The 17,093-nt window shown below is 51.5% G+C and carries 15 protein-coding genes; 7 read left to right on the plus strand and 8 right to left on the minus strand.

Features of this window, described 5'->3' with window-relative positions; translation table 11 throughout:
* Positions 1 to 41: 41 nt before the first annotated feature.
* Together EHT25_RS01655 and EHT25_RS33090 are read left to right on the plus strand one after the other, a co-directional pair.
* A complete protein-coding gene (locus EHT25_RS01655) occupies positions 42 to 2,678 on the plus strand; it encodes an ABC transporter permease (RefSeq protein ID WP_221622231.1) in 2,637 nt (878 codons plus the stop codon).
* 360 nt (positions 2,679 to 3,038) lie between these two features.
* On the plus strand, positions 3,039 to 3,389 hold the full coding sequence (locus tag EHT25_RS33090) for a Uma2 family endonuclease (protein WP_229311403.1): 351 nt from the start codon (positions 3,039 to 3,041) through the stop codon (positions 3,387 to 3,389).
* 9 nt (positions 3,390 to 3,398) lie between these two features.
* Here the strand turns inward: EHT25_RS33090 and EHT25_RS01665 are convergent, their stop codons facing one another.
* The 6 genes from EHT25_RS01665 to EHT25_RS01690 form a co-directional block, all read right to left on the minus strand.
* Positions 3,399 to 4,454 carry a uroporphyrinogen decarboxylase family protein gene (locus tag EHT25_RS01665; RefSeq protein WP_124869686.1) on the minus strand — a complete coding sequence of 352 codons (1,056 nt, stop codon included), beginning with the start codon at positions 4,452 to 4,454 and terminating at the stop codon, positions 3,399 to 3,401.
* A gap of 12 nt (positions 4,455 to 4,466) precedes the next feature.
* Positions 4,467 to 5,861 carry an ATP-dependent protease ATPase subunit HslU gene (hslU, locus tag EHT25_RS01670; RefSeq protein WP_124869689.1) on the minus strand — a complete coding sequence of 465 codons (1,395 nt, stop codon included), beginning with the start codon at positions 5,859 to 5,861 and terminating at the stop codon, positions 4,467 to 4,469.
* A gap of 166 nt (positions 5,862 to 6,027) precedes the next feature.
* A complete protein-coding gene (porQ, locus tag EHT25_RS01675; protein ID WP_124869692.1) occupies positions 6,028 to 7,239 on the minus strand; it encodes a type IX secretion system protein PorQ in 1,212 nt (403 codons plus the stop codon).
* Complete coding sequence (locus EHT25_RS01680; RefSeq protein ID WP_124869695.1) at positions 7,229 to 7,957, minus strand: hypothetical protein; 729 nt, start codon at positions 7,955 to 7,957, stop codon at positions 7,229 to 7,231. The genes porQ and EHT25_RS01680 overlap by 11 nt, the downstream gene beginning before the upstream one ends.
* Entirely contained in the window at positions 7,954 to 8,715 is a 762-nt protein-coding gene (locus EHT25_RS01685; protein WP_124869698.1) for an LVIVD repeat-containing protein, read from the minus strand. Before EHT25_RS01685 ends, EHT25_RS01680 begins: the two co-directional genes overlap by 4 nt.
* An 11-nt stretch (positions 8,716 to 8,726) precedes the next feature.
* Positions 8,727 to 9,275, minus strand: a complete 549-nt coding sequence (locus tag EHT25_RS01690; RefSeq protein WP_124869701.1) for an LVIVD repeat-containing protein — start codon at positions 9,273 to 9,275, stop codon at positions 8,727 to 8,729.
* Between the two features lie 104 nt (positions 9,276 to 9,379).
* Here EHT25_RS01690 and EHT25_RS01695 point away from each other — a divergent pair, with 104 nt between their 5' ends.
* Together EHT25_RS01695 and EHT25_RS01700 are read left to right on the plus strand one after the other, a co-directional pair.
* Positions 9,380 to 10,936 (plus strand): acyl-CoA carboxylase subunit beta, encoded by a 1,557-nt coding sequence (locus tag EHT25_RS01695; protein ID WP_124869704.1) that lies wholly within the window; start codon positions 9,380 to 9,382, stop codon positions 10,934 to 10,936.
* Between the two features lie 133 nt (positions 10,937 to 11,069).
* Complete coding sequence (locus EHT25_RS01700) at positions 11,070 to 11,327, plus strand: hypothetical protein (RefSeq protein WP_124869707.1); 258 nt, start codon at positions 11,070 to 11,072, stop codon at positions 11,325 to 11,327.
* Here EHT25_RS01700 and EHT25_RS01705 read toward each other — a convergent pair.
* A complete protein-coding gene (locus EHT25_RS01705; protein ID WP_229311404.1) occupies positions 11,302 to 12,216 on the minus strand; it encodes a sugar phosphate isomerase/epimerase family protein in 915 nt (304 codons plus the stop codon). The genes EHT25_RS01700 and EHT25_RS01705 overlap by 26 nt on opposite strands.
* A gap of 284 nt (positions 12,217 to 12,500) precedes the next feature.
* Between EHT25_RS01705 and EHT25_RS01710 the strand changes: the two genes are divergently transcribed.
* The 3 genes from EHT25_RS01710 (at position 12,501) to EHT25_RS01720 (ending at position 16,335) form a co-directional block, all read left to right on the plus strand.
* Complete coding sequence (locus EHT25_RS01710) at positions 12,501 to 13,082, plus strand: RNA polymerase sigma-70 factor (RefSeq protein ID WP_124869711.1); 582 nt, start codon at positions 12,501 to 12,503, stop codon at positions 13,080 to 13,082.
* Between the two features lie 106 nt (positions 13,083 to 13,188).
* The gene (locus EHT25_RS01715) at positions 13,189 to 14,283 is read left to right on the plus strand and encodes a FecR domain-containing protein (RefSeq protein ID WP_124869714.1); all 1,095 of its coding nucleotides are present in this window, start codon (positions 13,189 to 13,191) and stop codon (positions 14,281 to 14,283) included.
* 78 nt (positions 14,284 to 14,361) lie between these two features.
* Positions 14,362 to 16,335 (plus strand): STN and carboxypeptidase regulatory-like domain-containing protein, encoded by a 1,974-nt coding sequence (locus tag EHT25_RS01720; RefSeq protein WP_124869718.1) that lies wholly within the window; start codon positions 14,362 to 14,364, stop codon positions 16,333 to 16,335.
* A gap of 6 nt (positions 16,336 to 16,341) precedes the next feature.
* Here the strand turns inward: EHT25_RS01720 and EHT25_RS01725 are convergent, their stop codons facing one another.
* Positions 16,342 to 17,070: a LytR/AlgR family response regulator transcription factor gene (locus tag EHT25_RS01725; protein ID WP_124869720.1), complete on the minus strand. Its 729-nt coding sequence runs from the start codon at positions 17,068 to 17,070 to the stop codon at positions 16,342 to 16,344.
* Positions 17,071 to 17,093: the final 23 nt, after the last annotated feature.

Raw genomic sequence — 17,093 nt, forward strand, 5'->3', positions numbered from 1 at the left:
TTTGTTCATTTTTAATTGTTCATTCCAACGCATTCTTCATCATGAAAAATAAACCGCCCCGCTGGGCCGAATGGCTGGTGGAACGTCTTACGGCCCCTTACCAGCGCGATGAAATTCTGGGCGATCTGTCCGAACTGTTTCAGAAACGCGGGTTTCGCTACGGCTATTCGAAGGCCCGGTTATTCTACTTGCTGGATGTCCTGTTGCTCATGCATCCCCGGCTCTGGCGTAGTAAATCCCGTTCCCTTGCATATGCCAATTATCCCCAACTGACCCATTACCAACACCCATCCCCGCTCGTTATGTTAAGCAATTATTTCAAAATCGCCCTGCGAAAACTCCATCGCAACAAAGCGTACGCCCTGATCAACGTCGTCAGTCTGGGGCTCGGCATTGCCTGCGCCATTCTGATTTTTACGCTGGTAAAATACCACCTGAGCTTCGATACGTTCCATGCTGACAAGGACCGGATTTTCCGGGTATATACGGAACTGCACGACAACAAGACGCGCTATAATCCGGGCGTTCCGAACCCGATGGGTGATGCGCTCCGGCAGGGGTTTACGGCCTTCGAAAAAGTGGGCCGGATTGCCTTTCTGGAGAAAAGAGTAGTGGAGGTATCACCGAACAAAAAGTTTACGGAGGATATCGCGTTTGCTGATCCGGAATTTCTGGAAATCGCCCATTTCCCGTTGGAACAGGGGAATCCAAAAACCGCCCTGCTGGAGCGAAATACGGCTCTGATTACGGATCGGGTTGCTAAAAAATACTTCGGAACCGACGACCCGATCGGCAAGATTGTTCACATCGATGATTCGCTGGTGGTCCGAATTACGGGTATTCTGCGGAATCTTCCGGCCAATACGGACATTCGCCCGGAAATGTACATTCCGTTCGGCAATTTGAAAGACCACACGCCCTGGATGGTGGAAAAAGACTGGTGGTTCAGCGTCAGTGACGATATGCAGTGCTATGTTCGGCTCAAACCGGGCGTGACGGCAGCTGCGGTCGACAACACGGTTCTTCCGGCGGTTTCGAGTAAATACTACGACGAAAAAATGGCGAAGTATTTCCGGTTTAAGCTCCAGCCCCTTGCTGACGTTCATTTCAATCCGAACCTGAAAGGCTACACGGAGAAAAAGAACCTGTGGGCGTTTGGGCTGATCGGCCTGTTTCTCATCATCACAACCTGCGTTAATTTTGTCAATCTGTCCACCGCTCAGGCACTTGGGCGTTCGAAAGAAATTGGTGTCCGGAAAGTAATGGGAAGCCAGCGGGGGGCACTCTTCTGGCAGTTCATGACCGAAACCGCTCTGATAACCGGCATGGCTACGCTGGTCGCATTCGGGTTGGCGTACCTTGCTTTACCGGTTGTCAACCAACTGTTCGAAATCAACCTGACGCTCAATCCGTTTAACGACGTATACCTGATCACGTTTTTACCGGTTTTGCTGCTGCTTGTCATCTTCATTTCGGGTTCCTATCCCGGTCTGATTCTGGCTCGCTTTCAGCCGGTTATGGCGCTGAAGGGCAAGCTGTCACAACGCCAGTTAGGCGGTTTTTCGCTGCGGAAAGGCCTGGTTGTCACGCAGTTTGCCATTTCACAATTGCTCATCATCGGTACGCTGGTGATTGCCAGTCAACTCCGGTATTCGCAGCAGGCGGATATGGGTTTTGAAAAAGATGCCGTGGTGATGCTGCCAATTCCCGACAACAAAAAGTCGAAGATAAACACCCTGAGTGCGCAGTTTTCTGAATTGCCGGGCGTGGAAAGCAGTACGTTTTTTGATACCGCACCCGCTGCGGAGGACGTAGGAAACACCGGCATTCAGTTTGATTCGCGAACCGAGTCCGAGAAGTTTTCCATTTCAATCAAAGCCGCCGACGACCGGTTTGTGCCCACGTTTGAGATTCCCATGGTGGCGGGTCGGAACCTGAATCCGTCGGATACGATCCGGGAATACATCGTGAATGAATCCGCCGTGAAAGCGCTGCAATTAAAGTCCAATCAGGACGTATTGGGAAAACGGGCGGTGATCAACGGGCGGCCGGGCACCATCGTTGGCGTGATGAAAGATTTCCATTACCGGTCTTTTCACCTCGGTATCGAACCGCTGTGCATCACCACCCGGAGCGAAAATTACATGAATTGCGCGGTGAAGGTCAACCTGGGCAACCTGCCCGCCACCCTCGCCGGGCTGGAAAAAAGCTGGTCGGCCCTGTATCCGTCGTCTATTTTCACGTATCAGTTTCTGGATGAGGAAATTGAGCGGTTTTACAAACTCGACACGATGATGCTGCGGCTGATTCAGGCATTTGCCGGCATCGCCATTTTCATCGGTTGTCTGGGACTGTACGGCCTGATTGCGTTTATGGCGGAGCAGAAAACCAAGGAAATCGGCGTTCGCAAGGTGTTGGGGGCTAGTGTTCCGAGTATTCTGTGGCTGTTCTGCAAGGAGTTTGTCCGGCTGCTGCTGATCGCCTTCGTGCTGGCGGCTCCGCTGGCGTGGTGGGTCATGAACGGCTGGCTGAACAATTTCGTGTACCGAATCGAACTGGGTGCCGGAATTTTTGCCCTCGCCATTGTAATCACTGTCGGTATTGCAGCTTTGACGGTTGGGTATCGATCGATGAAAGCCGCACTGGTGAATCCGATCAAATCACTCCGTTCGGAATAAAGGCAAAACCGCCTGCTCCAACTAGGCAGTGGAACAGGCGGTTTTTCTGAATGAACCGGAAAGATCGCGCGACGTATCGCCCGGTTTATTTTGCCGACCCGGGTATTTTGGCGATTTACCTATATTCGGTTAAATGACAATAACCATGCTCCAAACCACTGCTCCGGTATTTCCTCAGACGTTCGATGAATTCCTGAACTGGGAACCCGTCGATGGGTATAAATATGAATGGAACGATGGGGAGATTATTCGATTTTCTGGAATGAAGAAAAGGCAATATTATATTTATGATGTATTGAACAGCCTTTTTATCGAGAAAGCTATCATAAAATCGGAACATTCATGGCTGAACCTGACGTCATGTTAACTGCCCTTCAAATGCGTCGACCGGATATTGCTTATTTTACAAAAAAGCAGGGGCGGCAGGGAGAAGACGTTATTCCGGCTTTCGTTGTCCAGGTTCTTTCCGAAACGGATCAGGCTTATCGGATTGAAGAGAAAATTGTTGAGTACTTCAAAGCGGGTGTGCAGGTAGTCTGGAACATCTTTCCGGATGCCGCAGTCGTTTACGTGTATACATCCCGCAAACAGGTTACCATTTGTCTGGAAGAAGATGTTTGTTCTGCCGCACCGGTTCTTCCCGATTTTTCAATCCGGGTCAATGATCTTTTTGCTCCAACCGACGGAGAAAATCCCGCACCAATCGCCTAAATCAGCGGTTTATGCCCGAAACGCGTGGGCGGTTTTGATCGCCATCTGCAAATTCTGCATGGGAATGTCGGTGCGGACGGTGCAATTCGCACCTAAAACAACCTGAGCGGGCGCATCTTTCAACACCAGTTCCACTGCTTTTTTGACCTCTGCCGGAGTGCCGGAGGACAGTACGCCGTGCCGGTCGATGCCGCCCATCACCGGCCGTTTGAAAACCTCGGCAGCCTGGCTCAGCGACAGCGGTTTTCCTTCGGCCGCAAGCGGCACGTTCACAATCTGCCCGGGATAATCGGAAAACCGGGAGCCAAATTCGGCGTAGTCGCCTTCGTAATCGCAAACGTGCAGAATATTGAAAGAAGTCAGTTGCGCCACTTCCTTCTGAATCAGCATATCGTAACTTTTGATGACCCGATTGAATAGCGCCCGATCGGCCACGGCACTGGCTTCCCCGCCCTGCGAGCAGGTGTAAAAACCGTCGACTCCGGCGCGAACGGCGGCCCGGACGTAATTCATCACTGACAGCGTCACATTCTCCATGCCCCGGCTGACCGCTTCGGGATCTTCCTGCACGTGCTTCAACAACAGCTCTTTCGGAACCGCCTGCTTGGCCATCTGGTAGGGCGAATACATTGTCGGCAGGATCAGGGCTTCCGCTTTGGCCGCCTTGATCAGGCCCTTGATGATGTATAAACTGGGCTCGAAAAAGGATTCTTTCAAAACCGGTATTCTGGCCCAGTCAGCAGCGGATTTTACCTCGGTGGCTTTGGGGTAACTCTGCTCGAACTGAATTTTCACGAAATCCATGTCCGTGGCCTGAAAATAATCCAGATGGGCTTTAATGGCGGCATCGCCAGTTCGCTGTTCAGCCGGGAAATGCAGGAAAAAACCGGCCGGAATGTAGTTCGCCGAGCCGGTTTTTTCCAGAACCTGCCTCATCCGATCACGCTTCGATTTGGCGGGTGCGTTGATTCGGGGAGCCGCAACGCTTTTCGAAAGCGTGCTAATCGTGGCGGCAGCCAGCGCAGAAGCTCCGATGAATTCACGCCGATTGATTGATTTTCCCATTTCCGTGGGTACTTAGAGAATAAACTGGCTCAGATCCCGGTTTTTGACTAATTCATTCAGTTTTTCACTGACCATTTCCTTCGTAATCGAAACTCGGGAATCCGGGCCGATGACGTCGGGAATATCGAACATAAAATCGTTCAGCAGGTGGCTCATGACGGTTTGCAGCCGACGTGCCCCGATGTTCTCGACTTCGGAATTGACCTGAAACGCAATCCGGGCAATTTCACGCAACGACTCTTCTTCAAACGTCAGTTCGACCTGTTCCGACTGCATCATGGCCACGTATTGCTTCGTGAGCGCGTTTTTGGGCGCTTTCAGAATCTGGAAAAAATCGTCTTCCGACAGGCTTTGCAGTTCCACCCGAATCGGGAAACGGCCCTGCAATTCCGGAATCAGATCCGACGGTTTCGAAACGTGAAAAGCGCCAGCCGCCACAAACAGAATGTGGTCGGTATTGATGCTGCCGTATTTGGTGTTGACGGTGGTTCCTTCTACAATCGGGAGCAAATCGCGCTGTACACCTTCGCGACTCACATCCGGTCCGCCCGAACCGCTGCCCCGGTTGGTGGCAATTTTGTCGATTTCGTCGATAAAAATGATGCCGGTATTTTCGGCCCGGCGGATGGCTTCGTCCTTCACCTCATCCATGTCGATGAGCTTGGCGGCTTCTTCTTCCAGCAAAATTTTCTTGGCTTCGGCAATCGTCACCTTGCGTTTTTTACCGCGCCGGGGCATCATGCCGCCAATCATTTCCTGAATATTCATCATCGACAATTCATCGACTGTTCCGCCGATCATGCCGATATTGGGAGCCGCATTCTGCTGAACATCGATCTCGATTTTCCGCTCGTCCATCTCTCCCTTGCGGATTTTTTCCCGAAACCGCTCCCGGGTGCGTTCGTTCAATTCGGCGTCGGAATCCGGAATTTCGCCTTTGTCGTTGAGGTCTTCCAGTTGAAAACCAGATGGTTGTTTGATGGGTGGAATCAGAATGTCGAGAATCATGTCCTCCACAATCTGGAGCGCCCGCGTTTTCACCTGCTCTTTCTTGGCGGCTTTCACCATATTGACAGATTGCTCGACCAGATCGCGCACCATGCTTTCCACATCGCGCCCGACGTAACCGACTTCCGTAAATTTCGAAGCTTCCACTTTGGTAAACGGCGCATCGGCAATTTTGGCCAGCCGTCGGGCAATTTCGGTTTTCCCGACGCCCGTGGCCCCAATCATCAGAATATTGTTGGGGGTAATTTCCTGCTGCATATCGGGCGAGCTATTCATGCGTCGCCAGCGGTTGCGGAGGGCAATGGAAACATACCGCTTGGCATCGTGCTGACCGATAATGTACTGGTCGAGTTCCGCAACGATCTGCCGCGGGGTTAAATCCTTGAGTGACTGCGTCATAAATAATAAATAATGAATAATGAATAATTAATAGTGCACAATAAACGAACGCATTTGACGGAACCGAACCCGATTTTGGCGGTTAGCAATTGTGTTCATTGTTCATTATTAATTAATCATTGCTGACAAAGAAACATAGGAAACTGCAATTTGTGCCGGGATTTAGTCATTTTTTTGGCAGGAAACGATTTAAATTGACCCGAAATGACAAATGGCTGTTTCCGCCCACCGACGGAGTGCCGAGGGAGCGCGCGTACGTCAGCTGGAATCCTTTGGCCTGAATGGCTACGCCGAAGGACAAACCGGCGGCCCCCGAACCCGTCGCCAGTTTGGCTTCCTGCCGACGCAGGTGGTTGTAACCTGCCAGCAGATTAACGTTCCGGTGAAGGAGAAATTCCAGCCCAACGGCTAGATGGCGCACAATTTTCTCCGGAAGGGCGGTTTTCTTCGGAATCGGATTGCCGTTCAAATCGTAGGTGACGTTCTGGGTCGGATCGTTGTACACAATATCAAGTTGATGCAGGTGGTGGGCCGTCAGGGTCGCGCGAATGGGCAAATGTTCCGGTTTAACGGTTACGCCAGCCTGCAAATCGAACGGCAAGTCCGGGCCACCAGCCTGGCCAGGGAAAAACGTTTTCAGCCGAAAACCGGCATTTTTAGCGACCAATCCAAAAATGAGTTCTTTTTTAGGATGCCGCCAGGTGCCGCCCACATCGAACAAAACCGCAAACGCCGAATAGGTGTCGATGGACGAACCGACGGCTTTGAGCGTTGCGCCGAGGGTGAAATTGCCTTCGGTTCGGGCGTGCGACAGGCTCAGCGCATAGTCGCTGGAGGTGAACGTTCCAGTCTGGTTCCCCGACGCATCTGTCTGATCGAACGTGCCGTACGTTAAATATTGGAGCCCGGCCGCCCAGTGTCCTTTGCTCCGAACCGGTAAACCGTATTGCAGGGCATAATAGCGCGTATCGGCAAAATAAGGCACAAAACTCATCGCCAATTGATTACGACCGGAGGAGTCCAGCAAGGCCGGGTTTTGCAACGTAAATAAGCCTTCCGGCTGCGTATTTGAAGCCGCCACTCCCCCCAAAGCCGCCACCCGGGCATTCGTTGGAATGGACAGAAAAATAAAACGATCCTGTCCTCCCGGCGGCTGAGCCAGCGCCAGGAATGGAAGCAGAGAAAGTAGTACTGGTAAATACGGTTTCAAATGCGTTTTCGGTTTACAGTTTTCGCCGGGCCGACGTTTCGGTTTCCAGTGGTTGACGTGAAAGTCGTCCGCGTTAGTTACCGTCGTTACGGATACAGCAAAAACCGTATACCGAAACGTCGGCCCGGCGAAGACTGTAAACCGACAAACCGTAAAACTACAAAACATAACCCAATTTGATGCCCAGTGTCGCGCTGGGCCGTAAACCGCCCTGTTGGTTGCTCCAGAAGAGAAAACCGGTGGAACGAATGACGTCTTCGTTGGTCGAGTTAAAACGGTAAGGAGTAAGGCTTCGGAAGCCGAAACCGACGTAGAAATCGAGCAGAAACCGGTTGTCGCTGGGCAGGGTCAGCACAAATTGCCGACCAAATTTGGCGTGGATTCCCCAAACCGTGCGGTAAATCGGAAAAATGCCGCGTTCGAAATACGCACAGGTGCCATCGACGCATTCCCGACCTACTGAGGTATTTTGAAGCGTAGTAATTTGTTTGAAAAAAGTTTCGATGGCAAAATACCGACCAATGGGAGGAACAGCATAATGCGGTCGGCGGAAGCCTCGGTATCGTTCGGAATACCGTCGCCATTCGGCCCGACCGCGCCAGATTTCAAAATTTTCATAATCTTCCCGCCGGGATGGATACATATTAATGGCTTTCCACCCGTATCCAAATTCAGCCTGAACGGTATGACGTGTGCCGAACAGGCGTTCCGCGCCAAACTGGATCGTATTGTCGGTGTCGAATAACGCCAACGGGGCAAACTTGACCACCCAGCGCGGTTCGTGTTTCATCACCGGCGAGAGGGTGTCAGGCAACAACAGCACCTGCGCCAGCGAATGGAGCGGAAGTAAAACCAACAGCAGCTTTTTCAGAAAACGGTGCGTCATTGGATTTCGACCGGTAATTTGCTGAGCAGCGTCAGTTGCTGGGATGCGTCGTAGCGGTATTGAAAAATGCCGTCTTTACCCGTGACAATCAGCACCGAGCGGTTCGGAATGACGTCGTAGGAGCGAATGTCGTCGAAGGTTTTGATCAGTTTCAGTTTGACCGGATCGGTGGCGTCGAACACTTTCAAACCGGAATCTCCCTCGGAAACGAATAACAGATTGCCGTCGATGCCCAGTCCGTGCGGATTGATCATCGAAATCGAATTGACCATCGTTGGATTCGCCAGATTGGAAATATCGACTACTTCGAGCCGGTTCGGGCCGGTGTTGCAGGCTGTGCCACTGCGGAGTGTGACGTACGCATAATTGCCCTGTGCCACCACCGGATCGCAACTGTAAATGTGCCGGTACAGGGCGGTTTGCTGCGGTCTGGCCGGATTTTCCAGGTTCATGATGTACATCCCGGTTTGTGTACCGATAAAAAGATGCTGGTTATACGGAAAAATCGTTTCGACGCCGAAGCCGAGCGACACCTTGCTCAGGTTGTTGGGATTACCACTTTGCTGCACGTCGTACACCTGCAAACTGTTTTGATTCACGACGTACAGATAATTGCCCGCAACGGCAAACCGGGCCATCGAACCGCCGGTTCCGCTGCCGCCACTGGGATTAACATTCGCACTGTCTTTGCTGCCTACTTCCGAGCAACCCGCCAGCGCGGCCAGTCCGATCAGAATGAAAAAAAACGGAGTTTTCATGGTGTGGAACGTTAGCGGTAGCATTTTGGATTGGTGAGCGTAGCGGTTTCCCAGCGAACGACAATGCCTTTTTCGGGATTGGCGCATTCAAACTGCACCCCGCGCTGCTGCGGGTAGGAGGGGTACGGGTACGCATCTTTGACGCGTTTCAAAACCGTCACCTTCCGGGGATCGGAAATGTCGAGCGCCACCAGGTCGAGCGAATTATCGACGTAAAGCACCTGATCTTTCACCGCCATATCGACGTTGCCCGGCACCGACACGAACGAGATTTTCTGCGGATTGGCCGGATCGCTGTTGTCGACGATGTGAACGCCTTTCCCTTGTTCGTTAATGAACAAAAAACCGCCTTTAATGTATATCTTTCCGGGATTTCTGAGCGGTTGGGGTGCCAGCGTTTTAATCGCGCTGATTTCTTCGTAGGAGGCATAAACCGGTCGAAGGGCCTGAACCGGCCGATCCGGGTCGGTATCGCGGGGCGCTTCGCAGCCAAAAACCGCCAGCACAAGCAGCGGGGCCGTAAACCGGCGAACGAAATCTGGCTTGGAGAAGTGGGTCATAGGAGTGTGCAGGTTTGTGCCTCTAGGATACAAATTCGCTTAAAAACGTTGGATTCGTTAATATAAATTATTTTTGTTGCTAATCATTTCAATTCAATCCGTGCATGGACACCGAAATTAAGTCTGCCAAAACCGAAACGCTGGATCATAAAAATGCCGAAGCCGAACTGGGGGGAGGTCAAAAGCGCATCGACGCCCAACACAAAAAAGGCAAATTGACCGCCCGCGAGCGCATTGCATTGTTGGTCGACGAAGGCTCGTTTGAGGAAATTGGCAAGTTTGTCATGCACCGCACGCGCGATTTTGGTCTGGACAAGGAACATTACCTCGGCGACGGCGTGGTGACCGGTTACGGCACCGTCAACGGGCGATTGACCTACGTTTTTGCCCAGGACTTTACGGTTTTTGGGGGCGCTTTATCCGAAACCCACGCCGAGAAGATTTGCAAAATCATGGATCTGGCCATGAAAAATGGCGCACCCCTGATTGGGTTGAATGATTCGGGGGGAGCCCGGATTCAGGAAGGCGTTTTGTCGCTGGCGGGTTATGCCGATATTTTTTACCGCAATACGCTGGCATCCGGCGTTATTCCCCAGATTTCGGCGGTGATGGGACCTTGCGCGGGCGGAGCGGTTTACTCGCCCGCCATTACGGATTTCATTCTGATGGTCGAAAACACCTCGTACATGTTCGTGACGGGTCCGAACGTGGTGAAAACCGTTACCCACGAGAATGTAACGGCGGAAGAATTGGGCGGAGCCAGCACCCACAGTACCAAATCCGGCGTCACGCATTTTGCCTGCGCCAACGAACTGGAGTGTATTCAATACATCAAGAAATTACTGAGTTATGTTCCGCAAAATTGTGAAGATGAACCCGTTCGGTTGCCCTACGAACCTTCAGACGAAAACCGCCCGAAGCTAAGTGCCATTATTCCTGAGAACCCGAATCAGCCGTACGACATGCGCGAAGTCGTGGAGGAGATTGTGGATGCCGGCAGTTTTTTTGAAGTGCATCAAGCCTTTGCGGAAAACATTGTGGTCGGTTTTGCGCGACTGGCGGGCCGGAGCATTGGCGTCGTTGGCAACCAGCCGGCGGTGTTGGCGGGCGTTCTGGACATCGATGCCAGCACCAAAGCCGCCCGGTTTGTGCGGTTTTGCGATAGTTTCAACATTCCGCTGCTGGTGCTCGAAGACGTGCCCGGTTTTCTGCCCGGCACCGATCAGGAGTGGAACGCCATCATCACCAACGGCGCGAAATTGCTCTACGCCTTTTGCGAAGCAACCGTACCGCGCGTAACGGTGATTACCCGGAAAGCCTACGGGGGGGCGTATGATGTCATGAATTCCAAGCACATCGGGGCCGACATGAACTACGCCTGGCCGACCGCCGAAATCGCCGTGATGGGCGCGAGCGGAGCCGCCGAGATTATTTTCAAACGCGAAATTGCCGAATCGGACGACCCGCAGGCGAAGTTGCAGGAGAAAGTACTGGACTACACGAACAAGTTCGCCAATCCGTACCGGGCCGCCCACCGGGGATACATCGACGAGGTGATTTACCCCGAACAAACCCGCCAGAAACTGATCCGGGCGTTCCAGATGCTGGAAAATAAAGTGGCGACCTTGCCGAAGAAAAAACACGGGAATATTCCGTTGTAAATTGACTTATTGAACAAATGGAAAAGCAGCATTTGACCAACTTCAAGATCGAGAATTTCAAGCGGTTTGATTCGTTTGAAATGTCGAATGTTGGAAAGTTTATGAAGAATGTTTAAGCCAGCAGGAAACGAAGATGACGGATACAGGTAAGTTTACTACCCCCGCCCGCAAAACCAAAATCTATGCGTATCTGGAAGCATTGTTAGGCGAAACCGATTCTGAAAAAGAAAAGATTAAAGAGCGAAAGAGAAATTATCGGGAAACAAAACATTGGAATATCGCTCCAGCAAATCCTTTTTTAAAACCGCTGAAAGCCTTTCTCGACCCCTATTTCCCCAACGCTCTCAAAAAACACAGCCCAGGTTTTAAAAATACGCTTTCATCGCTTTAGGATACTGGGGAATTGCCTGTTCTGGCTCCAAAATGTCGGGGTGCCAGAGTTTTTCCCACTCAAAACTGTAGTACCCTTCGTATTTCCCGGCTTTCAGGGAATCGATGGCTTCCCGAAGCGGGGCCTCGCCCTGCCCAGTCAATACGTACTGATGCTTCCCGTTCGCGATTTTGGCGTCCTTCACATGGACGTGTCGAATGTACGGTTTCAGTTTCCGGTATACCTCCGCCGGAGCTTCAGGGGCATCGGCCCACATGTTGAAGATGTCCCAGATCAGGCCTACCCTGGGATGTTTGGCGGTCTCCAGGATCTGGACCAGTAGGTCGCTTCGGGTCAGTTCGCCATGCGATTCCAGCAGAACCGTTACGGAACTTTTTTTTGCATAGTCGCCCAGTGTCAGCAACCCTTGACTAATAAGCTCAAGGGTTTTTTCACGGCTTTGGTCAGGTGGGAGTTGGTCAGGGAAAACGCGGACATAAGGGCAATTGAGTTGCTGCGCCAAGTCGATAAACCGTCGGGCTTCGTCCAAATTCCTGGCTCGTTTCGTCGCGTCAGCGTGGTGAAGTTGCGCAGATGACCCCAGGTTGCAGATCTGAATTCCCTGGTCTGCAAAACGGGTGCGGGTTTCGGTTGCCTGATTTACCGTACGGAAAGCCGGACTTTTGGTCAGATCCAGTTCGCCCTCCAGACCCCGAAATTCGACCGCCTTATAACCAGCCGTCACGGCGGTTTTCAGAATGGTATCGAGGCTCCATTTGGGACAGCCGAGGGTCGAAAAGGCAAGTTGTGGTTTTTTCGGACCGAAACCCGATAAAGCACCGGACAAAGCTGTTGTCAGCCCGGCTGCGGTTATTTTGAGTGCCGAACGGCGAGTCAGTTGGGGCATCATAAAAGAAGTTCAGGCGCTGAATGAAAGGTGGGTTGTTATTTTTCGCCAATTTAGCATCCAATACGGATATGGTCCAAACGAAAGGTGAAGCAGCAGGCTAACCAACCGAAAACCGGGTATAGAATAAGGATTACATGCGTTAGATACTGATATTTTTTACCGTTCAGAAAAAAAATCCGCTGTTTCGTAGGGGGTTCCTACCATTTGGGTGTCATATCGGTGGTTGCAGGAGGGTGGGTTAAAAAAAGAGTGGTAGATTTGCCAGGAAAAACGGACGCAACTACGTGCAACTGACTGATCAGGAATTAATTCATGCGATACGACTGGGTAACGAACCCGCGTTTGAAGCCGTGTTCCGGCAGCATTACGCGTCGTTGTGCCAGTATGCCCGCACGTTCCTGCACGATTGGGATGATGCCGAAGAAGCCGTTCAGGCGGTTTTTCTGGCGATTTGGGAAAAACGCGATAGCCTGGAAATTACGGTTTCGCTGAAATCGTATCTGTACCGGTCGGTGCATAACCGGTGCCTGAATCGCATCCGGCATTTGTCGGTGCAGGCCGAACACCGGGAGCAGGCGGTTTACGAGGTCGAATTGTACCAGTCGTCGTCGGAAGCGCCCATGCAGTCGTTGATTGCCGACGAATTGTCGGATCGGTTGAAGGTAGCCATTCAGCGGCTGCCCGAACAATGCCGTCTGATCTTTTCGATGAGCCGGTTTGAAGAAATGAAATACCAGGAAATTGCCGATCAACTCGGACTTTCCATCAAAACGGTGGAAAATCAGATCGGGAAAGCCCTGCGCATTTTACGAACAGAATTGGCCGATTATCTGCCCATTTTGTTAACAATGTTGTTTTTAAATTGAGAAGGTGGAAGAGAGACAAGAGAATATAGACTAAAAACACGGTTAATTCACTGAAAATCATTTTATCTCAAATCTCATGTCTTGAATCTTTACTCTAGAAAAATAAATGCCTGACCAATCCGAAAACCGAATCGATGACGACCTGCTGGGTAAATTCCTGGCCGGGGAGACCGATGCTGCCGAGTCGGAGCGGGTACAGCAGTGGCTGGATCAGGACAATTCCGAACGACAGGAGTTCGACCGGTTCGAACTGATCTGGAATAAAGCCGGGAAACTGGGCGATAAAACCGACACGTCGTCGATTCCAGTCAATACCGATGCGGCCTGGCAGAAAATGCGGGGAAAAATGCGGGCCCAGCCCGTGACGGACGTTGAGCCGGATGAGCCAAAACCGCTTCCTGTGGAATCGGAGCCTGTTATAAAACCGCTGCCTGTACAGCCTGTTCGTACTTCGCACAATACAAACTGGTGGAAATCACCGGTTTGGGCGGTTGCCGCTATGGCGGTTTTGCTGTCGGGGCTGCTCTGGTTTTTCCTGAAAGACACCGAAACCGTTCCCGTTGCGCAGCTGGCCACCGTGACGAAAGATCAGAAAATTGAGAAAATTTTGCCGGACGGCAGCAAGGTTTTACTGAATCAAAACAGCAAACTGACGTATCCCGAATCGTTTGCCGCCGACAGCCGCGAGGTGGAACTGACCGGCGAAGCGTTCTTCGATGTGAAACCCGATCCGACGAAACCGTTCCGGATTCGCGTCCGCAACACCACCGTTCAGGTGCTGGGAACGTCATTCAGCATCCGGGCCTACACCAACGATGTGCAGGTGGCCGTCCGAACCGGGAAAGTGCGGTTTTCGGCTAAAAACAAGGAAATTACCCTGGTCAAAGACGAGCAGGCGGCTTTCAATGCCGTAAAGGATACGATCATCAAAGCGCTCAAATTCGACGTTAACGCGATGGCGTTTCAAACCGGGCGGCTGGTGTTTGAAAAGGAACCGTTGAGTAGTGTGATCAAAACGCTCAACGAAGTCTATCACGCGGATATTCACCTGGCCAACGAGCAGATTGGAAGCTGCCCGGTGACGGAGACGTTTGAGAATGACAATCTAGACCATGTTCTGAATATAACCGCAGAAGCCATGAGGTTGCGCATCCTGCGGGATGGAAATCGCGTTACGCTGGACGGCAAACCATGCCCGTAATTTATCCGGAAGTTGTTGACAACGTGGGGGTGAAGACTTCCCCGGGTGTCATTCATCCACACGCAGCACACTCGTAACATGTACCCAATCCGTATTCTGTTTTTTCTGGTTTTCTGGTGGCTCATTCAACCCGCTTTAGCCCAGTCGACGCCCCCGCTCGAACGGGTGGTTTCGGTAGATTTTACCAATGAACGTCTCGATAATGCCCTGAAAATCATCAGCACGAAAGGTCAGTTTTCGTTTGCCTACAACGCCACGATTATCAATTCCAACAATACGCTGACGCTCCGGGCGACCAACTCCGTCCGGGCCTTGCTGAACCAGATTTTTCGCGGAACCCTGACGTATAAGTCACGCGGTAATCACATCATTCTGCAAAAAGCCGAAGCCCCCAGCGAAACGCCCAAGAGTTTTATTCTGGACGGCTACATCACCGACCGGCAAACCGGCGAGAAAATCAGTCAGGTCAGTATTTACGAAAAAACCACGCTGGCGTCCACGGTTTCGAATCCCTACGGGTATTACCGCATCAAATTGTCGACCGACATTCCGACGGTTCGGCTGGAAGTTCGCCGGAAATATTATTTCGGTGAAACGGTTTCCATCAACGCGCGGCAGACGCACAAACTCGATATTGGCCTGACGCCCCTGCCCACGCAAACGACCCTGCAACCGATGATTGGGCGGACATCGATCGATACCACGCGTCCAACGCCCATCATTGCCCAACCGGTAGCCGTTGCCATTCCCGTCGATTCGACACCAGCGCCCCGATCTGCAAATCAGGGGCCAACCATTTGGGACCGCAGTAAATCGGTGGTGGAAGAGACGACCAATGACTTTGCCGACTGGTTTAAGTCCACCCGTCAATCCATCCACGATGCCAACCTGGCGGGCGACACCATTTACCGCGACATTCAGTTTTCGCTGTTCCCATTCGTCGGCACCAACCACACGCTGAGCGGTCGGGTCATTAATCAGTATTCGTTAAACCTGGTGGGCGGTTATTCGCTGGGTGTCCGGAGTCTGGAAGTGGGCGGTTTTCTGAACATGGTCCGGGGCGATGTGAGTGGTGTTCAGGTCGCTGGTTTTGCCAATGTCGTGGGCGAAAACGTGGATGGGATTCAGGTGGCTGGTTTTTTTAACGGAGCTCGGCGGGATGTGATGGGCGTGCAGGCTGCCGGTTTTGGGAACACGGTAATAGGAAACGTTCGGGGCATTCAGGCTGCCGGTTTCTACAACATGACCATGGGGAAAATGCCCGAAAGTATTCAGGCCGCCGGTTTTGGGAACATTGTTGCGGAGGAAATGGCCGGTTTTCAACTGGCCGGTTTTACCAACATTGCGGCCCGTTCGATGACCGGTTTTCAGTTGTCCGGTTACGCCAACGTCACGGCGGGCAATATGGCCGGTTTTCAGTTGGCCGGTTTTACCAATTTTGCGCTGAAAGAGCTGGCGGGCTGGCAGCTCAGCGGTTTTTTGAATTACGCAAAGAATGTGACCAGCGGTCACCAGATCTCGATTGTCAATATTGCCATTTCGTCGGAAACGACGCCGTTTGGGTTGTTCAGTTATGTTCATCGCAACGGCTATCGGCGATTGGAAATCTCATCGGATGAAGTAATGACGGCCAATCTGACGTTTAAGACGGGCGTTCGGCGGTTTTATAACATCTTTTCGGGCGGGTCGAACCTCGGCATGGCCGGAAAACCGCTCTGGAGTCTGGGCTACGGTTTCGGAACCGCCGTTGATCTGAAACGCGGCTGGATGCTGAATTTCGACGCCACGGGCCACGTTCTGAGCGGGGAAGATCGCTATGTCTGGGAAGACTGGAATTCGCTGATTCGGCTGAATATGGGCATTGAGAAAAAGCTCGGGCGCCACCTGGCCCTGGCCGTTGGACCTTCGCTCAACTGGTATTTGACGGATTACACCCGCAGCAAACCGGCCACCCGATTCGATGTTCCGCTCTTCAACAATGCGAAAACTACGGCCAGTAATCTGTCGACCGGCTGGCTTGGTTTTCAGGTGGCGTTGCGGTTTTGCAATTGAGGATAATTACTTGATCCAGAGTTTATTCCTGACGACTTGCTGAATGATCTGGTCTCGATAGTTCCGGCTGATCGGAATACGGTGCGATTTGATAATTATTTCATTTCCGTCGATTGCTTCGATTTTATCGACAGAAACAATAAACGATTTATGCACCCGAATGAATGATTTCGAATCGAGGTTTTGCTCCAGATTTTTCAGGTAAAGTAAAGTCAGATAATTCCCTTTGAGCGTGCAGATGGTGACGTAATTTTGCATCCCCTGAATGTAGAGAATATCTTTAAAATGAATTTTCTCGTATTTATTGTCACATTTAATAAAGAAATAATCAACGTCCGTTTCGCTTTTCTGGATATCTGGATTAACTGGTTTTGACAATAACTGGTGATACTCTTTCGCTTTGTTGGCGGCTTTAAAAAACCGGTCGAACGTGATTGGTTTCAACAGATAATCCAGCACATTCAGTTGAAAGCTTTCCAGCGCATAACTCGGAAAAGCCGTGGTAATGATCACTAATGGCGGATTCTGAACGATCTTTAAAAAATCGATGCCATTCATTTTGGGCATCTGAATATCCAGGAAGAGTAAATCAATGCGGTGTTCGTCCAGAAGTTTAATTAGCTCAACCGGATTCTGGCAGGTTTGCACCAGATTTAAAAAATCAATTTCCTGCACATACTTGGCAATTCCTTCGCGGGCGAGGGGTTCATCATCGATAATTACGCAGTTCATCATCGGATTCCATATTTTATACAAAG

The organism is Larkinella rosea, from assembly GCF_003858635.1.
GTDB classification, from domain to species: Bacteria; Bacteroidota; Bacteroidia; order Cytophagales; family Spirosomataceae; genus Larkinella; species Larkinella rosea.